7 protein-coding genes are annotated in these 8,277 nt (G+C 74.7%); 6 read left to right on the top strand and 1 reads right to left on the bottom strand.

All coding sequences use genetic code 11. The features are described 5' to 3' along the window. Together BCD49_RS06235 and BCD49_RS06230 are read left to right on the top strand one after the other, a co-directional pair. Positions 1 to 435 (top strand): sigma-70 family RNA polymerase sigma factor (locus BCD49_RS06235; RefSeq protein WP_116439371.1); only part of this gene is annotated, 435 nt, incomplete at its 5' end. 76 nt (positions 436 to 511) lie between these two features. Beyond that, positions 512 to 934 carry an ester cyclase gene (locus tag BCD49_RS06230; protein WP_007520592.1) on the top strand — a complete coding sequence of 141 codons (423 nt, stop codon included), beginning with the start codon at positions 512 to 514 and terminating at the stop codon, positions 932 to 934. 39 nt (positions 935 to 973) lie between these two features. Here the strand turns inward: BCD49_RS06230 and BCD49_RS06225 are convergent, their stop codons facing one another. Then, positions 974 to 2,332, bottom strand: coding sequence for a glycosyltransferase family 4 protein (locus BCD49_RS06225; protein ID WP_063630179.1), 1,359 nt, complete (start codon positions 2,330 to 2,332; stop codon positions 974 to 976). A gap of 214 nt (positions 2,333 to 2,546) precedes the next feature. On the opposite strand from BCD49_RS06225, the gene BCD49_RS06220 reads away from it, so the two are divergent. The 4 genes from BCD49_RS06220 (at position 2,547) to BCD49_RS06210 (ending at position 8,142) form a co-directional block, all read left to right on the top strand. Next, positions 2,547 to 3,602: a class E sortase gene (locus BCD49_RS06220; protein ID WP_083401281.1), complete on the top strand. Its 1,056-nt coding sequence runs from the start codon at positions 2,547 to 2,549 to the stop codon at positions 3,600 to 3,602. 3 nt (positions 3,603 to 3,605) lie between these two features. Further along, the gene (locus BCD49_RS43985) at positions 3,606 to 3,764 is read left to right on the top strand and encodes a hypothetical protein (RefSeq protein WP_007516115.1); all 159 of its coding nucleotides are present in this window, start codon (positions 3,606 to 3,608) and stop codon (positions 3,762 to 3,764) included. Between the two features lie 766 nt (positions 3,765 to 4,530). After that, a complete protein-coding gene (locus BCD49_RS06215) occupies positions 4,531 to 6,885 on the top strand; it encodes a putative bifunctional diguanylate cyclase/phosphodiesterase (protein ID WP_232794173.1) in 2,355 nt (784 codons plus the stop codon). A gap of 288 nt (positions 6,886 to 7,173) precedes the next feature. After that, a complete protein-coding gene (locus tag BCD49_RS06210; protein ID WP_071041254.1) occupies positions 7,174 to 8,142 on the top strand; it encodes a TIGR04222 domain-containing membrane protein in 969 nt (322 codons plus the stop codon). The last annotated feature ends 135 nt before the right edge of the window (positions 8,143 to 8,277 follow it).

Below are 8,277 nucleotides of genomic sequence, written 5' to 3'. Positions count from 1 at the left end.
CAGCTCCTGCAGGACCTGGGCCGTGAGCCCACCCCGGAGGAGATCGSCAAGGAGATGGACCTGACCCCGGACAAGGTCCGGGAGATCCAGAAGGTGTCGCAGGAGCCGGTGTCGCTGGAGACGCCGATCGGTGAGGAGGAGGACTCCCACCTCGGTGACTTCATCGAGGACACCGATGCCGTGGTGCCGGTGGATGCGGCGAGTTTCCTGTTGTTGCAGGAGCAGCTGGATTCGGTGTTGCACACGTTGTCGGATCGGGAGAAGAAGGTCATCCAGCTGCGGTTCGGGTTGACGGATGGGCATCCTCGGACGTTGGAGGAGGTCGGTCGGGAGTTCGGGGTGACGCGGGAGCGGATCCGGCAGATCGAGTCGAAGACTCTCTCGAAGCTGCGGCATCCGTCGCGTTCCCAGAAGCTGCGCGACTACCTCGAATAGACCGGCACCAGGGCGCCCGCCGCGGGCGGGCGCGACGCCTGAGGCAGACGCGGCGAGGGAAGGGCGCGGGGCGGTCGTGGGCGCGGCGTTGGAGACGGTACGGCGGGTGCTGGCCGCCTTCGAGGCGGACGACGCGGCGGCGCTCGCCGAGCTGCTCGACGACGAGCTGGTCCTCGAGGCCCCCGGCGGCGTGGTCGCGCGCGGCCGGGACGCGGCGACGGCCTACGTCGACGCCTTCCTCGGGGCCTTCGCCGACCTCGCGGCCGAGACCCACCTCCTGGTCGAGCAGGACGACATGGTCGTCGAGGAGTACACCCTCACGGCCACGCACGTGGGGGCCTACGTGAGCCCGTGGGGTGCGCGGGCCGAGCCGACCGGCGCCCGGGTCAGCCTGCGGATCGCCGAGGTCTACCGGGTCCGCGCCGGCCGGGTCGTCGAGAACCGCCTCTACTTCGACGAGTACGCCCTGCTCACCCGGCTGCGCGCCGCCCGCCCCTGACCCCGCCCACCTGGCTTTGGCCTGCCTGCCTGGCCCGGCCTAGTCGCGCGGCCAGGCGAGGGAGGCGGCGGGCAGGGTCCTGGGACGGTCGGGAGCCGTTCGCTGGTCGGGTGGCGCCGACCCGTTCTGGACCGCCGCCGCGACCGCTGCGGCGGCGGGCGGGCCGGGCGGCACGGTGGGCGGGCCGCCTAGCAGCGTCTGGAAGACCGCGCGCAGGTGGTCGTCGGGGCGGGTGACCAGCTCGGCCCACTCGGCGCCACGCCGGCCGGTCCTGGTCAGCCGGGCACGGTCGCGCAGCAGGCCGACGAGCACGTCGGCCAGCGCCCGCGGGGACTCGTCCACGGGGGTCACGCCGGTGACGCCCTCCTGGTAGGCGTCGCGCGAGCCGCCGTGCGCCGGGCCGACGACGGCGCAGCCGGCGAGCTGCGCCTCCAACAGCGTGAGGCCGTACCCCTCGCCGCACGGGCGCGTCCCGCCGGTCCTCGTCCTGGTGCACAGCGCGTACAGGTCGGCGGTCGCGTACAGCCGGGCCAGGGTCTCGTCCTCGGGGGACTCGTGCAGCTCGGCGTCCGGCGTCGCCGACATCAGCTCGAGCAGCGCGCCCGGCGCGGGGCCCCGCCCCGCGACCACGAGGCGCACCGGGCCGAGCTCGGCGCGCGTCACCTCCAGAGCGGCCAGCAGCGTCGGCAGCCCCTTGTCGGCCCAGGCGGCGAGCGGGAAGACGCTCAGCACCGTCGGTACCGGGGGATGTGGCCGGCGCCGGCCACCCTCCGCCAGCAGCGCGGCGCGCCAGCGCGCCGGCACCCCGGGCGGCAGCAGCCGGGCGAGCCGCGTGCCGGCGAGCGCTCCCGCGCAGAACGAGCTGACCGTCACCGGATAGATCAGCGGGTGACGCGCGAGCAGCGCCCGGTCGGTAGGCGGTATCCGCCAGATGTCGGCCCCGTAGCAGAGCACCGGGACCCGGCGCGCCCCGCCGAGCGATGCCGCCCCGGCGGCGGTCTTGATCAGGGACGGGTGGCCGGCGACGAGCGCGTCGAGGTGGCCGAACCGGCGCGCGGCCCCGGCCGCCCGACGTGCGACGTCCACCCGCGCCGCCAGCTGGGCGCCGGTGCCCGGCTGCGGGCCGACGCCCGCGCCGAACGGCGTCCTCGCGAGCAGGTCGGCGCGCCGGGCCAGCAGGCCACGGCGCTCCGGTTCGGCGGGCCGCGCCGCCGTCTCGGGCCGGTCGATGCTGTCGGCGAGGCCCGCCGAAGGCAGGTCCAGCCTGGTCAGCGTGGCGCCGCCGGCGAGCAGCGCCTCCTCGACGGCGGCGACGTAGCGGTCGACTCCCGGTCCGGCCTGCGCGGTGAGAAGCAGGACGCGGGGCGTCTCGGGGGTCCCTCCTGATCCCGGGGGCAACGATGATCCCGGCGACACTGGCCGGAGACTGTGCGGCACGGGCAAGGATCCTTTGTCCGACGCGGCAGAGAACAATACGTCATCTCGTGATCGCCGATTGTAGTTCCGGTGCGGGCGTGACGGGCGGATCCGCTCCGTGTCGGGACGCCGCGTGGACCGGAGAGGGGGCATGCTGTTCACGTAAAGTGATGTTTCAATAACCTAAGGTGCTCCCATGGTGGGAGCGGCGGACGGCGACCCGGTGGACGAGTACCCGGCCGGTGTCCCCGCCGGCAGCGCGGCCCGGGCTCGGGCCCGGGAACAGGCCCAGGGAGCCCAGGACCAGGCTCGGGAAGCCCAGAACCAGGCTCAGGACCGGGACGAGGCATGGCGCGGGGCCGGGTTGGTGGCCGGCGGCCGCGAGGAGCGCCAGGTCGCCGACGGCCCCGCCGGCCAGGTGCCGCGCCAGGCCGGCCCGCCCGACGGCCGCGCGGACGACGGCCGCCCAGACGGTGGCCGCTCAGACGGTGGCCGCGGCTCGGCGGCGCCGCCGAGTGCCCCGCCGCCGGGCCAGCCGCCGCGGCCGCGGCTTGGACGAGTGGGCGCCGCGGCCGTGCGCGCGGTGGGAGAGCTCCTCATCACCCTGGGTCTGCTCGTCGCGCTGTTCCTGGCCTACCAGTTGTGGATCACCGACCTGTTCCAGGCGAGGTCGCAGAGCAGGCTGCACGACCGGCTCACCGCGTCCTGGCACGGGCCGGCCACCAAACCGCCCGCGAAGCCGTCGCAGCCACCGCCCGCGACGCGGCCGAAACCGGCCGTCGGTCAGGGCTTCGCGGTGCTGCACATTCCGCGCCTCGGCGACGACTACGCGCCCGTCGTCGTCGAGGGAGTCGGCGAGGCCCAGCTGGAGGAAGGGCCCGGGCATTATCCCGGAACGGCGATGCCAGGGGAAACGGGCAACTTTGTTGTATCAGGTCACCGGACCACCTATGGGAAACCGTTCAACCGGTTGGATGAGCTGCGCACCGGCGATCCGGTGGTAGTGGAGGTCTCTGACCGTTACTACGTCTATCGAATGACCAGGTCGGAGGTTGTCGCACCCGACCGGATCGACGTGACCGCCCCGGTCCCGGAACACCCCGGGGCCACACCCACGGCGGCCGTTCTGACGATGACGACCTGTCACCCCAAGTACTCGGCAAAAAGCAGGCTCATCGTCTTCGCCTCGCTCGACAGAACCGTTATGAAGGCGCCGGGCGCCGGGGTGCCGTTCGCTTCAGGGGAGGCCTGACTCGTGTACGGCTGGATCTACCGCCATCTGCCGGGGCCGATTCCGGTGCGGGTGCTGCTGGCACTGCTGCTGGCGGCCGGCGTCGTGACGCTGCTGCTCTTCGTGGTCTTCCCGGCGATCGAGCCCTGGGTACCCCTCAACGATGTCACCATAAGGCGCTGAGAGGCGACAAGCGGTGAATATTCCGGGAGTGTCGTCGCCTCACGTGATCGTCAGGCGACGTGGGTCTCCTGGCTTGGGTCGACATACCCGGATCGACGGGCCTTACGGGCACCCCTGATACCGGAGCCCGCGCGTGGCCGACGAAGGGCGAAAGAGGCAACGTCGTGGCACTCGGCAGAGGTGGCCTGCGGTTTTGCCATGCTCACCAGCGAGAATCCGGGACCGAGGCGTCCCCGCGGGCGTGATGGCGCGCAGTCGGTCCCACAAGTGCCCATCCAGAATTCGCCGGGATTCGGATAACCTCCCGAGCCATGCGCGGTGTGGTCGGACGGCACGGCACGGCATGAACCGCCCGAACTCGGGAGGGCTTGCCTACGTCGCGCCAGCCGGTCCGCCAGTGGCCCCGGGACAGGGGCCAGCACGCTGTGCGGCCGAATGCGACAACCGTGGTGAAGGCGGCCGCGGTGCCGGGGCACGGCGTTCGTCGCAGGCGTCCGGAAAGGCCGTGGGAGGCGGCATTGCGGGCGCTCAGGCAAGTAGGCATCACCAATGGGGGACCGATGCAGGGGCGAAGCCGGACTCCGGTGCCACGTGACATTCCCGTGGCCCGATCATGACGGCGGCCGGGACCGCAGCGCGGACCGCGGCCGGGACGGATGGAGGCCTGGCCACGGCTCGACCGCGGCCAGCCGAACAGACCGAGGACACAGCGGCCACGACGGGCGCGGGCGGCGGTGCGACGCGGGGGGAGCCCCGGGCCGGGACGGTGGGGAGGCCCGGTAAGCGACCGGTCGACGACCTGGCGGCGCCCGCTCCGGTGGCGGCCGAGCCGGCCGCCGGAGCCCAGCCCGCCGCGGCGGCGGTGGCGGCCGCGCGGGACGTGGGCGCTGGGATGCGAGATCTCGCGGCTGCCGTGCAGGAGCTGGCGGTGGGCGGGGACAGCCCCACGACGCCGATGGCCCGGAGGATGCCGGGTGTCCCGCCGACCCCGGTGGGCCGCGCGCTGGTGAGCCCGGTCGGGGCGAACGCCAGCGGGTTGGTCGCCTCGGGGCTCGCGGCCAGGTTCCCCGTGCTTCCCCGGACGGCGCTCGCGGGCTGGCGCCGCGTGGTCCACCGCCGCGGCGCCGGTCCGCGCGGCGGACGGCCAACCGCCGGCCTCGGCGCTGGCGACCGCCAGGCAGCGGGTGCCGGTACGGGACCCGGTGTCGGTACGGGAGCGGGCGGCGGCGGTGTCACGGCATTCGCGGTGCCGTCCAGCCGGCCGGTGGCCCTGGCGAGCCCGGTCTCGCCCGGTCCGACCGGGCCGCTGATCGCGCTGGTCGTGGGCCTGCTCGTCACCGTCCTGGTCGGCCTCGCGCTGCTGGCGAGCCGCGGCGCGTTCGGGGGCGGCTGGACGGGCCGCGCCGGGTTCCTCACCTCGGTGCTGGTGGCCACCTCGCTGTGCCTGCTGACGACGCGGGTGAAGCCGGTGCTGCGCCGGTTCCGCGGCCGTGACGAGCTGACGGGCCTGGTCGGCCGGCGGGCCTTCCTCGACGCCGCGACCCGGGTCGTCGGCGGTGGCGAGCACCGGGTGCGGGAGGCCGCCCCGGCGGCGCTCGTCCTCGTCGACATCGACCGGTTCCGGGAGATCAACGGTGTTCTCGGCCACGAGAGCGGCGACCGGCTGCTCGCCGTCGTCGCCCACCGGCTGCGCGTCCTGATCCATCCCTCGGACCTGGCCGCGCGGATCGGCGGCGACGAGTTCGCCGTGCTGCTGCGCGACGCCGGACCCGGACGGGCGGAACTTCTCGCCAGCCGGCTGCGCGACGCGCTGCGCACCCCCGTGCTGCTCGCCGACATACCGGTGCAGACCGAGGTCAGCGTCGGGATCGCCTACGCCCCGGCGCACGGCCGCAGCGCCGCCGAGCTGCTGCGTCACGCCGAGGCGGCGATGTACGAGGCGAAGCTGACCCGCGTCGGCCAGCGCACCTACCAGCGCGGCCGGCACGCGCCCACGTCGCCCGGCCGGGCGAGGCTGCGGCTGCGCGCCGAGCTGCGTGGCGCCCTCGAGCAGAACCAGATCGAGCTGCGCTACCAGCCGAAGGCAGACCCGCGCACCGGCCGGGTCACCGGGCTGGAGGCGCTGGTGCGCTGGCAGCACCCGCGCGAGGGCCTGCGCGGCCCCGCCGTCTTCCTGCCCGAGATGGAGCAGGCCGGCCTGATGCCGCAGCTCACCCGCCGGGTGCTGGACCTCGCCCTCGCCGACTGCGCCTCCTGGCACGCGGCCGGCGCGGCGCTGTCGGTCTCCGTGAACGTCCCGCCGTCGATGATCGGGGACGCGGGCTTCGTCGAGCTGGTCAGCGACGCGCTGCGCCGCCACGAGCTCGCGCCGCGCGCCCTCGTCGTCGAGGTCACCGAGGAGGCGGTCATCACCGCCAGAGAGCAGGCCGGGCGCACGCTCGCCGACCTGCGCGGGCTCGGCGTGCGCGTCAGCCTCGACGACTACGGCACCGGCTTCTGTTCGCTCGCCTACCTGCGGGAGCTGCCGGCCGACGAGGTCAAGCTGGACCAGATGTTCCTGCGGGACATGCACCGGGACCCGTCCGCCGCCGAGATCGTCCGCTCGACCGTGTCGCTGGCGCACGCCCTGGACCTGCGGATCGTCGCCGAAGGCGTGGAGACGAAGGCCGCATGGCTGGCCCTGGCAAGCTGGCGCTGCGACGAGGTGCAGGGATACTTCATCTCGCCCCCGCTGGCCGGCGGCCGGGTCGTCGCGTGGCTCGGGGACTGGGCACAGCGGGTATCCCGGCAGAGCCAGACCGCCGGCGCGTCCCCCAGCCGGGACAGCCAGGGGTCCGGCCAGGCATCGGCACCGGCACCGGGGCTGGCCGCCGCTGGCCAGGACGACACGCGCGAGCAGCCGTCGGCGCACGCGCGGTCCGAGGCGCGGATCCCGCCCCGGGGCCTGGCCGTGGCCTGGGCGACCGGCCTCGCGGTGTCGCCGCTGGTCCCGGTCCAGTCGACGACCAGGAACGGCCAGCTCGGCCTGCCCCGCCCGGTCCCCGCCATGTACGCCGCCCCGCCGCCCGGCCGCCCCGCCGCCGGCCTGGCACCGAGGCGGCCGGCCCCCCCTGGCCGGTGATCGCCACGAACGTGTCGTCGCGCTCGCGATCTGGCCGAATCCGCGACGACGGCAACACGTAGGTGGTGATCAACCGGTCTCGTTCCACCAGCGAACCGGGACGGGGTGGCCAGGCATCGTCGGCCCTGGTGGCCGCGCCGATGCCTGGCCACGGTGGCGATGCGAGTAGTCCAGGGGTTGAAGTCGGCCGACTCGGCTCTGGGCTGGGCGCCCTGGTGTCGCGGAGACGACGGCAGTCGGCCCGTCGAACATCTGGAGACGTCATCGAGCATCGGTGACGCTCTCTCTATGCCGACGAATCTTCTGGCCGGGCCGGTGGGCCTGGCGGCGGGCGAGGCGCCCGCGGCTGACAGCCCTACCTGGGGCATCAGCGGACCGGCCTTCGGGGCCGGCTACCTGCTCGCGCTGGGGCTGGTCGCCACCGTGGTCATGCTGGTTCGATGGCGGCTGCGCGCCCCGGCAGACGGTTCGCCCACCTGGTCGGCCGGCGGCGCGAACGCGGGCCTCGCGCCCGAGGAGCTCGCCTTCCTCGCCGGCGGCACCCGGCGCGCCGTGGAGGCCACCGTCGTCGCGCTGCGGGAGCAGGGGCTCGTGGCCTCAGGGACGAGGGYGGGCCAACTCGTACCGGCTGGCGCTCCCATGCCGGGCGCGCTGACCCCGTTCCAGCGGGCGGTCCGGGATGGGACCGGCGCGGCGTTCGGCCCGCGGATGTCGATGCTGGCCTCGGTGGTCGCGCGCGGCCCGGCGGCCGGCGAGCTGCGCCGCCGGCTCGTCGGCCTCGGACTGGTCGCCACCCCCGCCCGGGCGCGGATGCACCGCCAGCTCGCCTGGTGGCCGACGGCGTTCCTCCTCGTGGGCTTCACCCGGCTGGTCGCCGGCACCGCCCGCCACCACCCGGTCGGCTTCCTCGTCGTGGAGCTGATCTTCACCGTCGTCATCGCCGTCGTCGCCGTGCTGCGCACGAGGTTCGAGGTCCTCACCAGCCGCGGCCGCGGCGTCCTCGCCGCCGCCCGCCGTGGCTCGACGCCACTGCGCACCGGCAGCCTCCCCGGCCAGCGCGCGTACGCATACGCCCTCTTTGGCGCCGCCGCCATCTGGGCGGCCGACCGCGACCTCGCCCAGCAGCTCGGCTTCCCACAGCCGTCCGCCAGCGGCGGCGGCAGCAGCGGTGACGGCGGCGGCTGCGGCGGCGGGGGCGGCTGTGGCGGCGGGGGCGGCTGTGGAGGCGGTGGATGCGGTGGCGGCTGCGGAGGCTGACCGAGTCCCACCGAGTCCCACCGCGTGGTCGGCGAGGTCGGTCCGTCCCGCCGCGGGCATGATCGCCGTTTCCGCTCTCGGGTGGTCGTAACCGCCGTCGTTCCGCGACCGCCCGAGGGCGGAAACAGCGACCTG

The organism is Pseudofrankia sp. EUN1h (assembly GCF_001854645.1).
Lineage (GTDB): Bacteria > Actinomycetota > Actinomycetes > Frankiales > Frankiaceae > Pseudofrankia > Pseudofrankia saprophytica.
The sequence above is the reverse complement of the archived record's forward strand: the minus strand, read 5'-3'. Positions and strand labels throughout refer to the sequence as shown.